This window comes from Xanthomonas sp. SHU 308, from assembly GCF_000364645.1.
Taxonomy (GTDB): domain Bacteria; phylum Pseudomonadota; class Gammaproteobacteria; order Xanthomonadales; family Xanthomonadaceae; genus Xanthomonas_A; species Xanthomonas_A sontii.
Genome location: NZ_AQOK01000298.1, coordinates 1 through 317, shown reverse-complemented (window position 1 = coordinate 317; position 317 = coordinate 1). Strand labels below are relative to the sequence as shown.

General features: G+C 44.8%; 1 protein-coding gene. It reads left to right on the top strand.

Annotated features, from left to right (window positions below; all coding sequences use genetic code 11):
* The coding region (locus D588_RS26615) for a colicin immunity domain-containing protein (protein WP_081613531.1) at window positions 1-210 on the top strand (210 nt) is incomplete at its 5' end.
* Window positions 211-317 lie beyond the last annotated feature (107 nt).

The following is a 317-nucleotide window of genomic DNA, read 5'->3' as shown; positions in this document are numbered from 1 at the left end:
GCATACATAGAGCTTTGGAGAATAGAGCGCGACAGAGGAATTTTACGGGAGGATATGGCTCCGTTGAGTGAGTGTTTGTCGAGTATTTTTTGTTTGGCTGACATGTACAATGGAGAGGCTGAAGCAAGACAACATTTCGAATTAGATGAGGCTGATTTGCTTAGTAAAGTTTGCGATGAAATAAATAGGCTTGAAAAATTTAACGTCTGACCATTTTTAATATTTCATGATGGTGCAGGCATCAGCCTAACCGTCGACAACACACTGTCCTTACAGGCTGGCCACGACCTGTCGCTGACCCCGGTCACCGACGCCAA